This window comes from Streptomyces sp. NTD91 (assembly GCF_059510455.1).
This window is the reverse complement of sequence record NZ_JCAJZW010000068.1, coordinates 1-19,041: the sequence shown is the minus strand read 5'-3', so window position 1 is coordinate 19,041 and position 19,041 is coordinate 1. Positions and strand designations below refer to the sequence as shown.

The 19,041-nt window shown below is 75.4% G+C and carries 11 protein-coding genes; 7 read left to right on the top strand and 4 right to left on the bottom strand.

Annotated features, from left to right (window positions below; genetic code table 11):
* Positions 1-128: 128 nt before the first annotated feature.
* Together AC5WRT_RS36685 and AC5WRT_RS36680 are read right to left on the bottom strand one after the other, a co-directional pair.
* Positions 129-347, bottom strand: coding sequence for an acyl-CoA carboxylase epsilon subunit (locus tag AC5WRT_RS36685; protein ID WP_496101010.1), 219 nt, complete (start codon positions 345-347; stop codon positions 129-131).
* Positions 348-382: 35 nt separating this feature from the next.
* Positions 383-1,153, bottom strand: a complete 771-nt coding sequence (locus AC5WRT_RS36680; RefSeq protein ID WP_496101009.1) for a thioesterase II family protein — start codon at positions 1,151-1,153, stop codon at positions 383-385.
* Between the two features lie 293 nt (positions 1,154-1,446).
* On the opposite strand from AC5WRT_RS36680, the gene AC5WRT_RS36675 reads away from it, so the two are divergent.
* The 7 genes from AC5WRT_RS36675 to AC5WRT_RS36645 all read left to right on the top strand — a co-directional run bounded on the left by AC5WRT_RS36675 (position 1,447) and on the right by AC5WRT_RS36645 (position 8,498).
* Positions 1,447-2,298 (top strand): metallophosphoesterase family protein, encoded by an 852-nt coding sequence (locus tag AC5WRT_RS36675; protein ID WP_496098478.1) that lies wholly within the window; start codon positions 1,447-1,449, stop codon positions 2,296-2,298.
* Positions 2,299-2,306: 8 nt separating this feature from the next.
* Positions 2,307-3,452 carry a 4'-phosphopantetheinyl transferase family protein gene (locus AC5WRT_RS36670; RefSeq protein ID WP_496101008.1) on the top strand — a complete coding sequence of 382 codons (1,146 nt, stop codon included), beginning with the start codon at positions 2,307-2,309 and terminating at the stop codon, positions 3,450-3,452.
* A gap of 58 nt (positions 3,453-3,510) precedes the next feature.
* Entirely contained in the window at positions 3,511-5,034 is a 1,524-nt protein-coding gene (locus tag AC5WRT_RS36665) for an NDP-hexose 2,3-dehydratase family protein (RefSeq protein WP_496098476.1), read from the top strand.
* Positions 5,018-5,782: an NAD-dependent epimerase/dehydratase family protein gene (locus AC5WRT_RS36660; RefSeq protein ID WP_496098475.1), complete on the top strand. Its 765-nt coding sequence runs from the start codon at positions 5,018-5,020 to the stop codon at positions 5,780-5,782. The genes AC5WRT_RS36665 and AC5WRT_RS36660 overlap by 17 nt, the downstream gene beginning before the upstream one ends.
* 111 nt (positions 5,783-5,893) lie before the next feature.
* Positions 5,894-6,862 (top strand): ABC transporter ATP-binding protein, encoded by a 969-nt coding sequence (locus AC5WRT_RS36655; protein WP_496098474.1) that lies wholly within the window; start codon positions 5,894-5,896, stop codon positions 6,860-6,862.
* Between the two features lie 3 nt (positions 6,863-6,865).
* Positions 6,866-7,633, top strand: coding sequence for an ABC transporter permease (locus AC5WRT_RS36650; protein ID WP_496101007.1), 768 nt, complete (start codon positions 6,866-6,868; stop codon positions 7,631-7,633).
* 88 nt (positions 7,634-7,721) lie between these two features.
* On the top strand, positions 7,722-8,498 hold the full coding sequence (locus tag AC5WRT_RS36645; protein ID WP_496098472.1) for an FkbM family methyltransferase: 777 nt from the start codon (positions 7,722-7,724) through the stop codon (positions 8,496-8,498).
* An 85-nt stretch (positions 8,499-8,583) separates the two neighbouring features.
* On the opposite strand, the gene AC5WRT_RS36640 is transcribed toward AC5WRT_RS36645, so the two are convergent.
* Both AC5WRT_RS36640 and AC5WRT_RS36635 read right to left on the bottom strand, forming a co-directional pair.
* Positions 8,584-9,642: a ketoacyl-ACP synthase III family protein gene (locus tag AC5WRT_RS36640; RefSeq protein ID WP_496098471.1), complete on the bottom strand. Its 1,059-nt coding sequence runs from the start codon at positions 9,640-9,642 to the stop codon at positions 8,584-8,586.
* Positions 9,643-9,722: 80 nt separating this feature from the next.
* On the bottom strand, positions 9,723-19,041 hold a 9,319-nt coding region (locus AC5WRT_RS36635), incomplete at its 5' end, for an SDR family NAD(P)-dependent oxidoreductase (protein ID WP_496101006.1).

Below are 19,041 nucleotides of genomic sequence, written 5' to 3'. Positions count from 1 at the left end.
CGGTGCGGGGCCGAGGAGCGTTCCCTGGCCTCTCCAGGGGTGCCCGGACGCGGCGGAGCGGGCCCCACGCGGAACGGCACCGCCGCGAGCGGACCCGGCCCCTGCCGTCCCCGGGGGCGGCTCGCGGGTCAGGCCGGGGCCTGCCAGCTGAGGGGTGACTGGTAGGCCCGGTGTCGTTCCAGGCGGTTCCAGCGGGCGGCGGTGCGGAGGCACCGGGCGGTGTCGTGGGTGTGGTCGCGGGCCGCGGCGGCGCGGGCCAGCAGGAGCGCGGTCAGCGCCGCCAGTTCCTCCTCGCCTGCCACGCCCCGCTCGACCCGTAGGAGAGCGGTGTCGTGGGGTCCGGTCACGGGTCCCTCCTTATGTCCGGGGCCGCCCGAGCCGTTCAGCGCTTCTGCGCGGCGGCCTGGGCGGTGAAGTGTTCGTCGAGGATCTTCAGCACGTCCGCGGCGCGGCCGTTGAGGTAGAAGTGGCCGCCGGGCAGGACGTGCAGGTCGAAACCGGCGGTGGTGTGCTTCTGCCAGTCCTCGGCCTCGTCGACGGACGTCTTGGGGTCGCTGTCGCCGACCAGCGCGGTCACCGGACAGGCCACCGTCGCGCCCGGCTCGCACCGGTAGGTCTCCACCGCCTTGTAGTCGCCGCGCAGCGCGGGCAGGATCATCCGGATCAGCTCGTCGTCGCCCAGCAGCCGGTCGTCGGTGCCGCTCATCGCCTTGACCTCGGCGATGATGCCGTCGTCGCCGCGCCGGTGCACGTTCTCGTCGCGGTACCGGGAGGGCGCGCGCCGGCCGGAGGCGAAGAGCCGCACCGGGCCGCCGCCGTCCCGCTCGAACCGCCGGGCCACCTCGAAGGCGACGACCGCGCCCATGCTGTGCCCGAAGAAGGTCAGCGGTCGGTCGTCCCAGCCGCGCAGGGCGCCGTACACCTGGGCCGCGAGCGCGCCGATGTCGTCGATGAGCGACTCGTTGCGCCGGTCCTGCCGGCCGGGGTACTGCACGGCGACGACGTCGACGCGCGGGCACAGGGCCGTGGCGACGGGGAGGTAGTAGCTGGCCGAGCCGCCCGCGTGCGGGAAGCAGACCAGGCGGTGGGCGGCTTCGGGAGCCGGGTGGAAGCGCCGGCACCACAGGCCGTCGTCGGCGGGGGAAACGCTCACGCTGCTCGTCCGTCCTTCGTTCGCGAGCCGCCGTGCGCTGCGCACGGGCCCGTTCGCTGGCGGGATGTGCCGCCACTATCCGGCACATCGGCGGCACGGACGGGCCGGGGGGCCGAAGTCTGGGCGTTTCCCCTGTCCTTGGCGGCGGGGGCGCGTTGCGCGTTGTGCGGGCGCGCGGGCCGGTGGCATAAAGCTGACCGCCGGCCGCGGATCGACGCGCCGGACGTGTCACGAGGAGTTCCCATGCCCACCATCCCGGATGCCCGGCCCACGAGCGGTGCGGCGGACCGGCCGTGAGCCGTGATGCGGGCGGCAGGCTCTTCGCCGTCAGCGATCTGCACGTCGCCTACGAGCAGGACCGCGCCGTCGTACGCGGGTTGCGGCCGTCCGACCCGTCCGACTGGCTGATCGTCGCCGGGGACGTCGGGGAGCTGACCGCGGACGTGGAGTGGGTGCTGCGGCTGCTCGCCGACCGGTTCGCGACGGTGGTGCGGGTACCGGGCGACCACGAGCTGTGGACGCACCCGGACGACCCGGTGACCCTGCGCGGCGAGGACCGCTTCCGGAGCCTGGTCGAACTGTGCCGTTGCCTTGGGGTGTTGACGTCTGAGGACCCGTACGTCACTTGGCAGGGCCCCGACGGGCCGGTGGTGATCGCGCCGCTGTTCCAGCTGTACGACTACTCGTTCCTGCCGCCGGGTGCGACGGGCGCCGCGGACGCGCTGGCCCGCGCGGAGAAGGCGGGCGTGGTCGCCACCGACGAGTTCCTGCTGCACAGCGATCCCTGTCCCGACCGGGCGGCCTGGTGCCGGGCGCGCCGCGCGTACACCCGTCAGCGGCTGGACGTCCGTCCCCAGGACCTGCCGACCGTGCTGGTCAACCACTTCCCGCTGGTGCGCGAACCCACCCGGATCCTGCGGTACCCGGAGTTCGCCCTGTGGTGCGGGACCACCGCCACCCACGACCGGCACCGCCGCTACCGCGCGGCGACCGTCGTCCACGGCCATCTGCACATCCCGCGGACCACCTGGCACGACGGCGTGCCGCACCGCGAGGTGTCGCTGGGCCGTCCCCGTGAGGGGCAGGCCCGCGCCATGCCCGGTCCCGTGTTGCGCGAGATCCTGCCCCGGCGAGGCACCCGATGAGGCCGCTGATGCGCCGGCTGCTGCCGGAGGTGGCGGAAGTGACCGAGGTGCGCGGCGAGTTGTCGGCGCCGCCGCTGTTCCCCGAGGAGGAGGCGGTCATCGCGCGATCGGTGGGCGAGCGCCGGCGGGAGTTCGCCACCGGCCGGCGCTGCGCGCGGCTGTCACTCGCCGCGCTGGGCCTGCCGGCGCAGCCGCTGCGGTCGGGGCGGCACGGGGAGCCGCTGTGGCCCGAGGAAGTGGTCGGCGCGCTGTCGCACTGCGCCGGCTACCGGGTGGCGGCCGTCGCCCGCGCCACTGACCTGGCCGCGCTCGGCGTCGACGCGGAGACGGCCGGTCCGCTGCCCGACGGGGTGCTGGAGGCCGTGTCGCTGCCCGAGGAGCGCGCCCAACTGGCCCGGCTGCGGGCCTCGGAGCCGCGTCTGCCGTGGGACCGGCTGCTGTTCAGCGCCAAGGAGTCGGTCTACAAGGCGTGGTTCCCGCTGGCCCGCACGATGCTCGGCTTCGACATGGCCCGGCTGAGCTTCACCGTCGTGCCGGACGCCGGGAGCGGGGTGCGGGGTACGTTCTCGGCGCGGCTGCTCAGGCCGCTGCCGCTCGCGTTCTCCGACGCGATCGGCGGCCCCGTTCTGGACGGGTGGTGGCTGGTCGACGAGGGGCTGGTGCTCACCGCGATCGCGCCGCCCGTCCGCCGTTCGGCCACCGGTCCCGGCGACGAGACCACCGCGGACCGGGCCGGGCCCGGCCCTTCCCACCCGGCGGGGCCGCGCACCTCCCACCGGTCCGCGGCCCCCCTTTCCGGCCCACTCCCGGCCGGCGCCCCCCACCGGCGGGCGGCCACCACCTCCGGCCCGCTCCCGGCCGACACGTCCCGCCAGCCAACGGCCACCACCCCGGGCCCACTCCCGACGGCACCCTCCCACCAACCAGCGGCCACCACCCCCAACTCCCTTCCGACGGCGCCCTCCTATCGACCCCCGGCCACCACCTCCGGCCCACTGCCGGCCGGAACCCCTCACCGCCCCGCGGCCGCCGCCCCCAGCCCCCTCCCCACCGGAACGCCTCACCGACCCGCGGCCGCCACCCCGGGCCCACTCCCGGCCGGCACGTCCCACCAATCCGCGGCCACCGACCCCGGCCCGCCCGCGCCCGCGTAGTTCCCCCGCGTCCGCGGCGGGTGCCGTGGGACGTCATCGATGCGATGGAGAGACAGCGATGCCCCAGCTGAACGCGACCGGTCCCGACTCCCCCAGCGAGGCGGTCCTCGCCGCGCGGCTCGCCCTGTCCGCGACGGCGACGGGCGGCGAGGCCATGTCCGACGTCGAGTTCTTCGAGTGGCTGGACGCACAGCGCCCCCGGCACCGCCAGGAGGTGCGCCGCACCCCCTTCGCGGAGCTGTCCGGCTGGCGCTTCGCCCAGCAGACCGGTGATCTCGAGCACCGCAGCGGTCGCTTCTTCTCGGTGCGCGGCCTGCGTGTGCGCAGCGACTTCGGTCCGGTCCCCGAGTGGAGCCAGCCGATCATCCGGCAGCCGGAGATCGGCATCCTCGGTCTCGCGGTGCGTGAGATCAACGGCGTGCTGCACTGCCTGATGCAGGCGAAGGCCGAGCCGGGCAACGTCAACGGCGTGCAGCTGTCGCCGACCGTGCAGGCAACGAAGAGCAACTACACGCGGGTGCACGGCGGTTCGGCCGTACCGTACCTGGACTGCTTCCGGGAGCCGCGGGCGCGCGGGCACCGGGTGCTGGCGGACGTGCTGCAGTCGGAGCAGGGCTCGTGGTTCTTCTGCAAGCGCAACCGCAACATGGTCGTCGAGGTCGGCCCCGAGGTGGAGGCCGGCGAGAACTTCTGCTGGCTGACACTGCGTCAGCTGCACACGCTGCTGCGGTACGAGAACCTGGTCAACATGGACGCCCGTACGGTGCTGTCCTGTCTGCCCGACTGGCAGCACGGCCCCGGACCGTCGCCCGCGCTCCACTCAGACGTGGCGATCCGCAACTGGATCACCACGCAGCAGAGCGAGCGCGAGGTCTGCGCGGAGCTGGTGCCGCTGCGGGAGATCGAGACCGAGGGCTGGCACGTCGGCGAGGACCGCATCGCGCACGAGCGGGGCCTGTACTTCAGCATCGTGCCCGTGGCCGTCTCCTCCGGCCGGCGCGAGGTGGCGTCCTGGTCGCAGCCGCTGCTTGAGCCGCACGGCACGGGCGTGGTGGCGATGCTGGTGCGCCGGATCGACGGCGTGCCGCACTGCCTGGTGCACGCCCGTGTCGAACCCGGCTATCTGGACGTCATCGAACTGGGCCCCACCGTGCAGTGCACCCCGGAGAACTACGCCCACCTGCCGGCCTCCGCCCGACCCCGCTTCCTCGACCTGGTGGAGCGGGCGCGGCCGGAGCAGATCCTGTTCGACACCGTGCTGTCGGAGGAGGGCGGCCGGTTCCTCGACGCGCAGAGCCGCTACCTGATCGTGGAGGCGGACGGCGACGGGCCGGACGACATCCCCGACGACCACCAGTGGATGACGTTGCGTCAGCTCGGTGAGCTGCTCAAGTACAGCCACTACGTGAACGTGCAGGCGCGGACGCTGGTCGTCGCCCTGCGGTCGGCGCCGGGCATCACCGCGCACCTGCCGGGCGCACGCGAGGCGCTCACGGCGCCGGCGGCCGCGCCGGCCGTCGCCCACAGCCGCGCCACGGCCGGCACCACGGACGAGGGGGCAGGGCGTGCGGATCATCGGTGACGGCTTCCTCGCCCGCAATCTCGCCGAGGAGTTCGGCGACCGCTTCCCCGGCGTGACGGCCCTGGCCTGCGGCGTGTCCCGCACGTCCACCGCGGCGCCCGCCGAGTACGACCGTGAGGCGCGGGTCCTCTACGACGCGCTCGACGCCTGCGCCCGGCAGGGCCGACAGCTGCTGTTCTTCTCCACGGCGTCCTTCTCGATGTACGGCTTCACGGACGACGGGGAGACGGCGGCCGAGAGCAACCCGGTGCGCCCGCCGAACGCGTACGGGCGGCACAAGCTGGCACTGGAGAGCGTGGTGCGCTGCTCCGGCGTCGAGCACCTGGTGCTGCGCCTGAGTCACGCGGTGGGCGGCCACCAGCGCCCGCACCAGCTGCTGCCCACCCTCGTACGGCAGATCGGCGCCGGTGAGGTGACGGTGCATCAGGGCGCCCACCGCGACCTGCTGGACGTGCGGGACCTGCTGCACGCGGTCGGGGGGCTCCTCGGGGAAGGGGTGAACGGCGAGGTGCTGAACGTGGCATCGGGGGTGCCGCAGCCGGTGGAGTCCGTCGTGACGGCGATCGAGCGGCGGCTGGGCGTCACGGCCCGCCGGGTGGAGCGGCCGGGCCCCCACGCCGTGACCCGGGTGTCGCTGGAACGGCTGCGCCGGTTCGTGCCGGACTTCCGGGCCGCACCGGACGAGACGTACCTGGACGCCCTCCTGGACGCCTATCTGCCGTACTGCACGGCGCTGTCCCGGGCCTGAGACAGGCGGGGGTACCGCGGCGGGGCGCCCGTGGTGCCGCGCACTGCGAGAACCCCTAGACAATTGCCCCGCTCCCGGACTGGAGCCACCCGTTCCGCCTAGCGTGGCCGCATGATCGAGCTTGCGGGAGTGACCAAGCGGTACGGCCGCAAGGTGGTGGTCGACGACCTCACCTTCACGGTCCGGGCCGGCTGTGTGACCGGCTTCCTCGGGCCCAACGGAGCGGGCAAGTCCACCACGATGCGGATGATGCTCGGTCTGGACCGCCCCACGTCCGGCCGGATCCTCATCGACGGACAGCCCTACGCGCGGCTCAAGGAGCCGCTGCGGCACGTGGGCGCCCTGCTGGACGCCAAGGCCATGCACGGCGGGCGCAGCGCCTACCAGAACCTCAGATGCCTGGCGCTCAGCAACGGCATTCCGCTCACCCGGGTCGACGAGGCCCTGGAGGAGGTCGGCCTCGCGTCGGTGGCGAAGAAACGGCCCAAGGGGTTCTCCCTCGGCATGGGGCAGCGGCTCGGCATCGCGGCGGCGCTGCTCGGCGACCCGGAGATCGTGATGCTGGACGAGCCGGTCAATGGCCTGGACCCCGAGGGCATCCACTGGATCCGCACGCTGATGAAACGGCTGGCTTCCGAGGGCCGTACGGTGTTCGTCTCCAGCCATCTGATGAGTGAGATGGCGCTGACCGCCGATCATCTCGTCGTCATCGGCCGGGGCCGGCTGCTCGCCGACACCGGCATGCAGGAGTTCATCGACCACAACACGCGCGCGTCGGTGCGCATCCGCACGCCCGAAGCGGAGAAGCTGCGCGACGCGCTGGCCGCCGCGGGGATCACCGCCTCCGAGAGCGGCACCGGCACGTTCGAGGTGACGGACGCGCCCGCGGAACGGCTGGGCGAACTGGCGCTGGAGAACCGGATCCTGCTGCACGAGCTGAGTCCCCGGCACGCCTCGCTGGAGGAGGCGTTCATCGCGCTGACCGGTGAGACCGCCGAATACCGCACCGGACCGCTCGCCACGGGAACCGTCCCGCCCAGCGGCCCGCTGGTGCCCGAGACCACGCGAACGGAGTCCTGAACCATGTCCGCACCCGTCGCGGCCCTCCGCTCGGAATGGGCCAAGCTCACCACGGTCCGCTCCACGGCGTGGACGCTGATCGCGGCCTTCGCAGTCACCGTGGCCTTCGGCACACTCGTCAGCGCCCTGTCCAACGCCCGGTACGACGACCTGTCCCGGCAGGACAGGCTCACCTTCGACCCGGCCGGCACCAGCTTCACCGGCGGTGTCCTCGGCCAGCTCGCGATGATCGCGTTCGGGGTCATGGTGATCGGCGGCGAGTACAGCACCGGCATGATCCGCAACTCGCTGGCGGCCGTGCCGCGCCGCGGCGTGTTCTACTTCAGCAAACTCGCGGTCGCGACCGGCACGGCCCTCGTCGTCGGCATGGTCACCAGCTTCGTCACCTTCTTCGCCGGGCAGGCGGCGCTCGGTTCGCACAGCACCACCATCGGCGCGCACAACGTGCTGCGGGCGACGCTGGGCGCCGGCCTCTACATGACGCTGATGGCCGTGTTCTCGATGGGCGTGGCGACGATGCTGCGCAGTTCCATGCTGTCGATGGGCATTCTGATGCCGTTCTTCTTCCTGGTGACGCAGATCCTCGCCTCGGTGCCCGGCGCGAAGAAGGTCGCGCACTATCTGCCGGACCAGGCCGGCGAGGCGATGGCCCGGGTGGTGCGCAACCACGACGTCCCCTACGGGCCGGGCGGCGGCCTCGTCATCATGCTGGTGTGGGTGGCCGTCGCGGTGCTCGGCGGGTATCTGGTGCTGCGCGGCCGGGACGCCTGAACCCGCCCCGCGCGTGCGCAAGTCTAGGAGATTGCCGGTGTTCCGCGCGGCACACTGAGCAGCAATTCCACGGCTCAGGGAGCATTTCATGACCGAGATCAGGTCGGTTCAGGTGGCGGACGGATTCTCCGTCGCCGTGCCGCAGACGGAGGGCGCGCTGTTCTCCGAGGTCGACTTCATCTACAACGAGATATTCGTCGAACGGGCCTACCTCAGGCACGGCATCCAGCTCTCCGGCTCCTCCCGGGTCGTGGACGCCGGTGCCAACGTGGGGCTGTTCTCCCTCTTCGTCAAGCAGGAGTTCCCGGGCGCGAAGATCCTCGCCTTCGAGCCGATCCCCGCGATCCACCGGGCGCTGGTGGAGAACCTGGACGGGCACGGCGCAAAGGACGTGGAGGTGGTGTGCGCGGCGCTGGGCCGCCGGCCCGAGGAGCAGGTCCGGTTCACCTTCTATCCGGCGCTCCCCGGCAACTCCACCCGGTACCCGGAGCAGAAGAAGGTCGGCCAGGAACTGACCGTGTCGCAGATCGGCCGGGAGGCCGTGGACCGCATCATGGCCGGCATCGAGGTCGAGGCGGAGGTGCGCCGGCTCTCCGACGCGCTGCGCGACTGGGCGCCCGAGGGTCCGATCGACCTGCTGAAGATCGACGTCGAGGGCGCGGAGCTCGAGGTCATGGAAGGCCTCGACGCGGCCGACTGGCAGCGCGTCCGGCAGACCGTCATCGAGGTCCAGGACCTCGACGGCCGGCTGGAGGCGGTGCGGGGCATCCTCGACGCCCAGGGCTTCGCCGTGACCGTGGAGAGCGCGGCGAACCTGCCGGAGGTGTTCCGCTACTCGATGGTGTACGCCCGCCGCGAGGACTGACCGCCACGGCGGGCACCCCACCGGCGAGCGCGGCGCCCCTGCACCGGGAAGGTGCCGGGGCGCTGTGGGGTGCGCGGCGGGGCGCTCAGGACAGGGTGTTCTCCTTCGCCCACTCCGGCAGCCGAAGGACGGTCAGGACGGCGGAGGTGGAGACCCAGCCGGACGCCGAGGTGGTCATCAGGACGTGGTCGCCGGGCGACAGCATCCCGTTCAGGAGCAGGTGGTTGAGGGAGACCGCCATGTCGCAGGCGCCCATGTGGCCGTACTCCTTGCCGAAGTCCCAGGTGGAGCGGGACATCGGCAGGCCCAGCGGCTGCATCTTCATCTGGTCGATCATCCGCGAGTCGCTGTTGGCGGCCACAACCCAGCGCAGGTCGGCGGCGTTCAGCCCGGCGTCCACCAGCGAGCGGTGCACGATGTCCAGCTCGAAGTCCCGGATCATCTCCATGCACTTGTCGAGCGGCATGACGTGCTGGTTGAAGTAGGAGAGCAGGTCCATCGTGCCGGACGCCCTGCGCTCCTCGCCGCGGAACGGCAGCAGCGACTCCTCGCCGCGGTGCCACTGCTCCAGCTCCGGCAGGGTCCCGGAGTTCACCGCGCGCAGCGCCGCGAAGCCGCTGTCGCCGCTGAGCAGGACGGCGGCGCCGCCGTCGCTGGCGGTGAAGCCGGTACCGAAGCCGGTCCAGCGGTCGATCAGCGGGCTGGTGAAGTTCTCCGCCGCGGTGACCAGCGCCGTCTCCGCGCCGGCGGCGCCCGTCAGCTGGCCGACGGCGACCTCGATGCCGGCCAGCAGGCCGTTGGAGTGCTGGCGCACGTCGGTACTGGCGACACCGCTCGCGCCGAGCTCGCGCAGCACGTAGCCGGGCGGGTAGAAACCCTCGGGGCCGTGCTGCACCGCGGTGCAGTGGACGTGGAAGTCGAGGTCCTCGATGTCGTACGCGGACCGGCCGAACGCCTGCCGGGCGGCGCGGACCGCCATGTCGAGGGCGGGCAGGTCGCCCGCGATGTAGGCGGCGGTGAGCCCGGTGCCGTACTGGACGGAGTACTCGTCGTACAGCCCCTCCTCGACCGCCTGCTCGACGCTCACCCACCGGTCCGGGATGTACGCCCCGACCGTGTCGACATAGACGCCGTCCGTCTTCATGAGTGGTGGTTCTCCTTGCGTGTCGTGGGTGTGCCGTCGGGGTGTCGTCGGTGTGCCGGGCCCGGGACGCGGGGCGCGCGTCACAGGCGCTGGAGTTCTTCCTTGAGGTGGGCGGCGAGCCGTTCGGGGGTGTCGGCCTCGAACAGCAGGGTGGCGGGCAGGCGCAGTCCGGTGGTCTCGCGCAGCCGGTTGCGCAGCGCGAAGGCGGTCAGGGAGTTCAGGCCGATGTCCCGGAAGGCGCGGGTGGCCTCGACGGCGTCGGGCGAGGGGTAGTCGAGGACGGCGGCGACGTCGGCGCGGACCAGGTCCGTCAGGACGGCCTCGCGTTCGGCGTCGGCCAGTCCGGCCAGGCGGCGCCGGAGCGTGCTCAGGGCGCCCGCACCGCCCCGCTGCCCCACCCGGCGGCGGGGCGGCGGCCCGGCGAGTGCGCGCAGGGGTGCGGGCAGGCTCGCCCCGTCGGGCCGGCCGGCGAGGGCCGCCGGGTCGGGGCGCAGCAGGACGGCGGCCGGGGCGTCGAGGAGGCACGCGGCGTCGAACAGGTCGAGGCCCGCCGACCGGGGCAGCGGGGCGACGCCTGCCGGGGCGCCGCCCACCGTGGCGCCGTCGGCGTCCCAGCGGCCCCACGACACCGACGTGCCCGGCAGGCCCTGGGCGCGGCGGTGCAGGGCGAGCGCGTCGAGGAAGGCGCCGAGCGCCGCCTCGCCGCTGCGGCCGGGGGCGCCCAGGGTGCCCGCGGCGGACGACAGGAGCAGCAGCGGCACGGCCGTGCCACCGCGGAGTCCGGTCAGCTCGGCGAGGTGCCGGGCGGCGCTCATCTCCCGTTCCAGGCAGGCTTGTTCCGCCGCAGCTCCGTCGCGGGGCTCGGGAAGCCGGGCCGCGTGCACGACGGCGGTCGCCGGCCGGCCGCCCTGCGTGCGGTGCAGCAGCGCGGTCACCGCGCCGCGGTCGGTGAGGTCGCAGTCGGTCACGGTCACCTCGGCGCCCGCGGCGGTGAGTTCGGCGGCGAGCGCGGCGAGGCCGTCGCCGGGCGCGGTGTCGGCGAGCACCAGCCTGGTGACGCCCCGCCCGGCCGCGAGATGGCGGGCGACGGCCGCCGCGGCCGGGCGGCCGGCGCCGGTGACCAGGACGGTGTCACTGGGCCCGATCAGCAGCCCGGTCTCCCCCGCCCGCGCCGGCACGGCGACCAGCCGGGGGACGCGCACCGAGCCGCGCACGACGACCAGTTGGGGTTCGGGCAGGGACAGCGCGGCGGGCAGGGCACGCCAGGAGGCGCGCGCCCCGTCGAGGTCGGCGAGGACCAGCCGACCGGGGTCGGCGAGGTGGAGCGAGCGGATCAGTCCCCAGACGGCGGCCGCGGCGGGCTGCGGTCCCTCGGGGCCGTCCGCGCCGCTCAGCGCGCCGCGGGTGAGGAACACCAGCCGGATGCCGGCGAACCGCTCGTCCGCCAGCCACTCGGCGGCCAGTTCGGCCGTGTCGCGCACCGCCCGGGCGGCGGCGTCGGGTCCGGGCAGCACTCCGGTCAGTACGGCCTCGGGGACGGGGACCCCGGAGTCCAGGGCCTTGGCGAGGGCGGCCAGGCTGTCGTGCGCCTCGGTGTAGACGCCGGCCCTCATCAGGGTCGCGCGGGCGCCGAGCACGTCGGGACCGACGAGCACCCAGCGGGGCTTGACACAGGAGGTCTCGCAGCTCGTCTCCGGCCACTCCAGGCGGAACAGCGGGCCGCTGCGGGCGGCGGTGAGCGCGGCGCGGTCGCCGGGGGCGAGGCGGACCGCGCCGACCGACGCGACGGGCAGGCCGAGGTCGTCGGCCGCCTCCACGGCGACGGTGTCGGTGCCGGTGCGGGTCAGCCGGACCCGCAGCGCGCAGGCGCCCTCGGCGTACAGGGCGACCTGGTGCCAGGAGTCGGGCGCCGGCGTCGCGCCGAACGCGTCCTGCCCGGGGAGCGGCAGCGCGCGCAGCGCGGCGTCCAGCAGCGCCGGGTGCAGCGCGTACCGCCCGCCCTCGCCGGGGTCGGTCAGCGCGACCTCGGCGAACAGGTCCTCGCCGCGCCGCCACAGTCCGCGCAGTCCCTCGGGGACGGACGGCCCGTCCAGGGCGACGGGTTCGGCCTCGGCGGGCGGCCACAGTTCCAGGTCGAAGGAGGCCCGGGTCTCGCCGGTGCACAGCACGGCGCGGGCGTTGAGGGTCCACGCGGTGCCGGGCAGGGCGCCCGCGGGCCGGGAGTGGATCCGCAGGGGCCGCTCCCCCGACGGTCCGGGATCGCCGACGGTGACCCGCAGCCGCACCTCGTCGCCCTCGGGCAGCACGAGGGGCGCCTGGGCGGTGAGTTCGGCGATGCGGTCGCAGCCGGCCCGGTCCCCCGCCTGCACGGCGAGTTCCAGCAGGACCGGCCCCGGTACGGCGACCGGTCCCGCCTGCGCCGGTCCTGCGCCGCCGGGCAGGTTCGCCCGCGAGAGGGTGCTGGTGAGCAGCAGGCCGCCGGGGTCGGGCAGTTCGACGCACGCGTCCAGCAAGGGGTGCCGCGGCGCGGCCCCGTCGGCGGCAGCCGGGGCCTCCGGCGTCATCCAGTAGCGGCGGGTGGCGAACGCGTAGGTCGGCAGCGGCACGCGGCGCGCTCCGGCGGGGGCAAGCAGCGCCGCCCAGTCGATCCGGGCGCCGCGCACGTGGAGCGCGGCGAGGAGCGCGGTGAGGTGGGTGGCGCTCAGGGGCAGCAGTTCGGCGTCGGCCTGACTGCCGGGTGACTGTTCGCCGAGGACGACGAGCGTGCGGTGGCCGGCGTCGGAGAGGGCGCGCAGGGCTGACGCGGGGTCGGCGGGCGGCTCGGCGAGAGCCGTGGCCCAGGTGTCGGCGCCGGTCTCCTGCTCCGGCCGCAGCAGGGCGCCGGTGGCGGCGGAGGCGAACGGCAGCTCGGCGGGGGCGGAGCGGACGGCGGAGGCCGGGCGGGTGGGCGCGGGGTCCGAAGGGGTCGGCTCCGTGGGGGTCAGCTGCGTGGCGGCCAGGTCCGTCGTGGCCCGGTCCGTGGGGGCCGGGGCGGCGGTGGCCAGGTCCGCGGGGGCCGCGGCCGCAGGCACCGGGGCTACAGGGGCCGTGTCCGCGGGGGTCGAGCCCACGGGGACCGGATCCGTGAACGCCACCGAGTGCCTGGACGTCGCCGTGTCCCTGGGTGCCGCCGTGTCCGTAGACGCCGCCAGGTGTGTCGTAGCGGCGCTGTGGTGTACGGCGAGGCGGGCGCCGGTGTCCAGGGGGATCAGCCCGGCGGCGCAGGCGGCGGCGATCTCGCCGTACGACTGCCCGCCGACCGCGCCCGGTTCGACGCCGTACTCGCGCAGCTGCGCGGCGAGCGCGACGGCCACGGCCCAGCCGAGCGGTCCGGCGATCTCCGGCCGCTCGTGCCAGCCGGGGGCGGTGCGCCCGGCCAGCACGTCGGCGGGGTTCCAGTGGACCAGCGCGGCCAGGGCGCGCCCGCACGCGGCGAGGGTCTCGGCGAACACCGGGCAGGAGCTGGCGAGGGCCGCCGCGCCCGCGGTCCAGCGGGGGTCGGCGGGCGGGAAGTAGAGGGCGACGGAAGGCGGCACGGAGCCGGTGGGGACCGTGCCTGTGGCGAGGGCGTCGCCGGGGGTGCGGTCCTTGCCGGACCCGCTGCTGGTGTCCGCCACGGTGGGAGCCGTGCCCTCCGCGAGGGCCTTCAGGGTGCGCAGGGCCGCCTCGTGGTCGGTGACCGTGAGGACCGCCCGGTGCTCCAGCGCCGACCGGGTGGTGGCCAGGGACAGCGCGACGTCGGGCAGGCGGAGCGCGGGCGCGCCGGCCAGGAGGGCGTGCAGCCGCGCCGCCTGTCCGCGCAGCGCCTCGGGGGTGCGGGCGGACAGCGCCAGGGGAATCCCGCCGGGCAGCGGGACGGCCCCGGGCGGGATGCCGTCGGTGGCCTGGGCATCGACCGGGGCGTCGGTGCCGTCGAGCGGGCTCTCCCCGTCCCGGGGCGGCTCTTCGATGATCACGTGGGCGTTGGTGCCGCTGATGCCGAACGACGAGACGCCGGCCCGGCGGGGCCGTTCGCCGCGGGGCCAGGGCACGTCCTCGCGCAGCAGCTGAACCGCTCCGGCGGACCAGTCGATGTGGGAGGAGGGGCGGTCGGTGTGGAGGGTGCGGGGCAGCACGCCGTGGCGCATCGCCGTGATCATCTTGATCAGGCCGCCGGCCCCGGACGCCGCCTGGGTGTGACCGATGTTGCCCTTCATCGAGCCCAGCCACAGCGGCCGTTCGCGGTCCTGCCCGTAGGTGGCGACGACGGCCTGCGCCTCGATGGGGTCGCCGAGCGGGGTGCCGGTGCCGTGCGCCTCGACGGCGTCCACGTCGGCGGGCTCGAGGCCGGCGGAGGCGAGGACCTGACGGATCAGCCGCTGCTGGGCGGGGCCGCTGGGCGCGGTGAGTCCGTTGGAGGCGCCGTCCTGGTTGACGCCGCTGCCGGCGACGCGGGCGAGCACGGGATGGCCGTGGCGCCGTGCGTCGGAGAGCCGCTCCAGCAGCAACAGGCCGACGCCCTCGGCCCAGTTGGTGCCGTCGGCGTCCTCGGAGAACGGCTTGCAGCGGCCGTCGGCCGCGAGGGTGCGCTCCCGGCTGAAGGCGACGTACGGGTCGGGCCGGGACATCACCGCGACCCCGCCGGCCAGGGCCAGATCGCACTCGCCGCCGCGCAGGGCCTGGGCCGCCAGGTGCAGGGCGACCAGCGAGGAGGAGCAGGCGGTGTCCACGGCGACACAGGGGCCCTGGAGGCCGAAGGCGTACGACACCCGGCCCGCGGCCACGTTGCCCGCGGTGCCCATCTGCATGCCGGACGCGTAGTCGTGGTAGGTCACGCCCGCGAACACGCCGGTGCGGCTGCCCTTGAGGGAGGCGACCGGGATGCCGGCCCGCTCGAAGACCTCCCAGGACGTCTGGAGCAGCAGCCGCTGCTGCGGATCCATCGCCAGGGCCTCGCGGGGCGAGACGCCGAACAGTTCGGCGTCGAACTCGCCGGCGTCGTGGAGGAAGCCGGCCTCGCGGACGTAGGTGGTGCCGGGGCGGTCGGAGTCGGGGTGGTAGAGGGCGTCGAGGTCCCAGCCGCGGTCGGTGGGGAAGGGGCCGAGGCCCTCGGCGCCGGAGGAGACCAGCCGCCACAGCGCCTCGGGCGAGTCCGCTCCGCCGGGGAAGCGGCAGCCCATGGCGACGATCACGACCGGGTCGTCGCCGGCATCCTCGGCCGGGCGGGCGGGGGTGTCGGCGCTGCCGGTGTCCCCGGCGCCGTCCACGCCGAGTTCGGCCGCGAGGTGGGCGATCAGGGCGGCCGGGGTCGGGTGGTCGTAGACGAGGGTGGCGGGCAGACGCAGTCCTGTCTCCTGGTTGAGCCGGTTGCGCAGGTTGACCGCGGCCAGCGAGTCGAAGCCCAGCTCCTTGAACGGTTTGCCGGTGCTCACCGCGTCGGCGCCGTCGTGGCCGAGGAGCGCGGCGACCTGCCCGGTGACCAGGTCGGCCACCGCGCGGCGGCGCCGGGTGCACGGCAGGGACGCGAGGCGCCGGGCGAAGCCGCCGCCCGGTCCGTCGGCGGCGTGGGCGCCGCGGCGGACGGTGACCCGCAGCAACCCGCGCAGCAGCGGCGGCAGTTCGCCGGACTCGACGCGGGACCGCAGCGCTCCCGGGTCGAGCCGCATCGCCAGCAGCAGCGCGCGGCCGGCGGCGGCGCCGGCGGCGAAGAGGGACATGCCGTGCTCGGCGGAGAGCGCGACGACCCCCTGGGCGGACGTCCGGGCGGCGACCGCCGGGTCGAGGCCGGCCGTCATGCCGCCGAACCGCTCCCAGGGCCCCCACGCCAGCGACGTCGCCGGCAGGCCTGCGGCCCTGCGATGCTGGGCGAGGGCGTCGAGGAAGGTGTTGGCGGCGGCGTAGTTGCCCTGACCGGGGTTGCCGAGCAGACCGGCCGCGGAGGAGAACAGCACGAACGCGGACAGGTCGAGGTGCCGGGTCAGTTCGTGCAGGTGGGCCGCGGCGGTCGCCTTGGCGCGGAACACGCCGGCCAGCCGGTCGGGGGTGAGGAAGGTGACCAGCCCGTCGTCGAGGACACCGGCGGTGTGCACGACCGCGGAGACCGGGTGCCCGTCCGGGACGGAGGCGAGCAGCGCGGCCAGCTCCGCACGGTCGGCGACGTCGCACGCCTCGATGCGCACCTCGGCGCCGTGCGCGGTCAGTTCGTCGCGCAGTGCGGTGGCGCCCGCGGCGGCGGGGCCGGAGCGGCTGACCAGCAGCAGGTGTCGTACGCCGTGCTCGACGACCAGGTGGCGGGCGGTGAGGGCGCCCAGCGCGCCGGTGCCGCCGGTGATCAGCACCGTCCCGTCGGGACCGAACGGCACGGCCGCCTCGGCGGGCCGCGCGGCGCGCACGACGCGCGGGGCGAGCAACGCCCCAGTGCGGACCGCGAGTTGGGGCTCGTCGTCGCGCACGGCGGAGACGGGCAGGGCCTCGGGCGTGTCGTGGTCGACGAGGATGAACCGGCCCGGGTGTTCGGACTGCGCGGTGCGCACGAGGCCCCAGACGGGGGCGTGGACGAGGTCGGGCACCAGGTCGTCGTCGCCGGTCGCGACGGCGTTGCGGGTGAGGACCACCAGACGGGCGGCGTCGAGGCGTTCGTCGGCCAGCCACTGGTGGAGGGCGGTCAATACGGCGGCGGTGGCGTCCTCGGCCGCGGCGGCGAGGGTGTCGCTGCCGCACGAGGCGTCCCCGCCGGCGGACCCGAGGGTGAGGACCACCGTCGCCGGGGCCGTCGCGCCCCCGTCGAGCGCGGCGCGCAGGGCGTCGAGGTCGGGCAGGGCGCGGGCGGGGACGCCCTGGCCGGTGAGGTGGGCGGCGAGGCCGGTGGCGTCCGGGCCGAGGACCGTCCACTCCCCCGCGTCCGGGCGGACGTCCGACGGGACGGTGACCGGCTGCCAGTCGAGCGTGTGGAGGCCGTCGGCCTGCGGGCCGGTGGTGAGGCCGCCCGTGGGCACGCCGGTCAGGGTGACGGAGTCGGCGGTGGCGAGCGGCCGTCCCTCGGTGTCCGTCAGCAAGAGGGAGACCCGGTCGGTGCCCGCGCCGGAGATCCGCAGCCGGGCGGCGCCCGCGCCGGTGGTGTGCAGGATCACGCCCTGCCAGCCGAGCGGCAGCGACACGTGGCCCTCGGCCGGTGCGGGCCCGGTTGCCGCGGCGGCCTGGACGGCGGCGTCGAGCAGCACCGGGTGCAGACCGAAGGCGCCGGCCTCCTGTTCGCGCGGCCCGTCGGGCAGGGCGAGTTCGGCGTACAGGTCGCCGCCGCTGCGCCACAGGGCGCGGACGGCGCGGAAGGCCGGGCCGCAGGAGTGGCCCCGCCGGGCCAGCTCGTCGTACAGGCCGTCCACGTCGACGGGTTCGGCCCGCTCGGGCGGCCACACCCCGGTGCCGTCCTGGGCGGGTCCGGGCCGGGCCTCGCTGGTGAGGGCGCCCTCGGCGTGGCAGCGCCAGGGCTGGTCGGCGGTGTCGTCGTCGGGCCGGGAGTGGATGCTCACGCCGCGCCGGCCGGTCCCGTCGGGCGCGCCCACGAGGACCTGTACGCGGACGGCGCCCCGCTCGGGCAGCGGCAGCGGGTCCCGCAGGGTCAGGTTCTCCAGGGCGGTGCAGCCGGCCTCGTCGCCGGCGCGGACGGCGAGTTCCACGAGGACGGACGCGGGCAGCAGTGCCGCGCCGGCCGTCTCCCGGTCGGCGAGCCAGGGCAGGGACCGCGCGGACAGGCGGCCGGTGAGCAGGACGCCGCCTGCGTCGGCGAGCTCGACGGCGGCGCCGAGCAGCGGATGCCGGGCGGCGCCGAGTCCCGCCGCCCGGATCCCGGCGGCGCCGGAGGGTCCGGCGGGCAGCCAGGCGCGGCGGCGCTGGAAGGCGTAGGTCGGCAGCGGCTCGGCGGGCGCGCCGGGGCCGGTGGCGCCGGTGACGCGGGCTGCCCAGTCGACGGCGGCGCCCCGCGTCCAGAGCGCGGCGAGGGCGGTCTCGAAGGCGAGCGGTCCGGGCCGGTCCTTGTCCTGCGCGGGGACGGCGAGGGTGTCGTCGTCGGCGGGCAGGCTCTGGGCGGCGAGGGCGGTCAGGGTGCCGTCGGGGCCCAGTTCGAGGCAGCGGGTGACGCCGAGTCCGCTCAGCGCGCGCACGCCGTCGGCGAACCGGACGGCGTGCCGGACGTGCCGCACCCAGTACTCGGGGTCGGTGAGCTCGTCGGGGTCGGCGGGACAACCGGTGAGGTCGGAGACGACGGTGAGGCGCGGCGGGTGGAACTCCAGCGACTCGGCGACGCGGCGGAAGTCCCGCAGCATCGGCTCCATCAGCGGCGAGTGGAAGGCGTGGCTGACGCGCAGCGCCGTGGCGCGGTGCCCCTGGGCCCTGACCTGCTCGGCGATCTCCTCGGCGTCGGCGGCGGCGCCGGAGACGACGGTGGAGCACGGCCCGTTGACAGCGGCGACGCCCACGCGGCCGGCGCGGCCCTCCAGCAGCGGCAGCACCTCGGCCTCGGGGAGCTGGAGGGAGACCATCGCGCCGCCCTCGGGGAGCGCCTGCATCAGCCGGCCGCGGGCCACCACGAGACGGCAGGCGTCTGCCAGGGCCCACACGCCGGCCACGTGGGCGGCGGCGAGTTCGCCGACCGAGTGGCCGAGGAGGACGTCGGGGCGCAGGCCGAAGGACTCCGCGAGCCGGTACAGGGCGACTTCGAGGGCGAAAAGGGCGGGCTGGGCGTACTCGGTGCGGTCGAGCAGGTCGGCGTCCGTGCCGAACACGACGTCCTGCAGGGGGCGTTCGAGCCCGGTGTCGGCCTCGGCGCACACCGCGTCGAAGGCGTCGGCGAACACCTCGTAGGCGTCGTAGAGCGCGCGGCCCATGCCGAGGCGCTGGGAGCCCTGGCCGGCGAAGAGGAAGGCGGTGCGTCCTGGCGCGCCGGCGGAGCCGGTGACGAGACCTGGCCTGGCGTGGCCGGCAGCTACCGCGTCCAGGCCGTGCAGGAGTTCGTCGGGCTCGGCGCCGAGGACGACGGCCCGCTCCTCGAACACGGAGCGGGTGGTCAGCAGTGCGGCGGCGGTGCGGGCGGGGTCGGCGCCGGGCCGGGTACGGACGAACTCGGCGAGTCCGCGGGCCTGTTCGCGCAGGGCGGCGGGGGTGCGGCCGGTGACCAGCCAGGGCACGGTCCCGGAGGGCAGGCGCAACGTGGCCGGCTGCGGGGCGGGGTCGCCGGGGTCGGCGGGCGGCTCGTCGGGGGCCTGTTCGAGGACGACGTGGGCGTTGGTGCCGGAGACGCCGAACGCGGAGACACCGGCCCGGCGCGGCCGGTCACCGGCCTCGGGCCAGTCGGTGTTCTCGTGCAGCAGCCGTACGGCTCCGGCG